The sequence below is a fragment of the Macrococcoides bohemicum genome, assembly GCF_003259675.1.
GTDB classification, from domain to species: Bacteria; Bacillota; Bacilli; order Staphylococcales; family Staphylococcaceae; genus Macrococcoides; species Macrococcoides bohemicum.
In genome coordinates, this window is record NZ_PZJG01000026.1 from 1 (window position 1) to 378 (window position 378).

Sequence of the window (378 nt, forward strand, 5' to 3'; positions counted from 1 at the left end):
AATTGTGATGTTTATACATTGCTGTATAAACGCGCGATTTTTTTAAGAATTCAAAAATGAACTCACTCGGTTTTGCTTGGTAAAATCTTTTATTTCTTCTTACTTTATCTAGTTTTCAAAGTACAATAATTAAAATGGTGGGCCTAAATGGACTCGAACCATCGACCTCACGCTTATCAGGCGTGCGCTCTAACCAGCTGAGCTATAGGCCCATTTTAATTTTGAATATTTACTACTGACCAAAGGTCAAATATAAACATTCAAAACTGAATACAATATGTCAATGTTAATCCCTATCAGACTTAGAAGTCTGATTTCCGTAATTATCCTTAGAAAGGAGGTGATCCAGCCGCACCTTCCGATACGGCTACCTTGTTA

General features: G+C 36.0%; 1 tRNA gene. It reads right to left on the reverse strand.

What is annotated here, in order from left to right:
- Window positions 1-135 precede the first annotated feature (135 nt).
- Window positions 136-212: transfer RNA gene (locus tag BHX94_RS12645), tRNA-Ile, on the reverse strand.
- Between the last annotated feature and the right edge of the window lie 166 nt (window positions 213-378).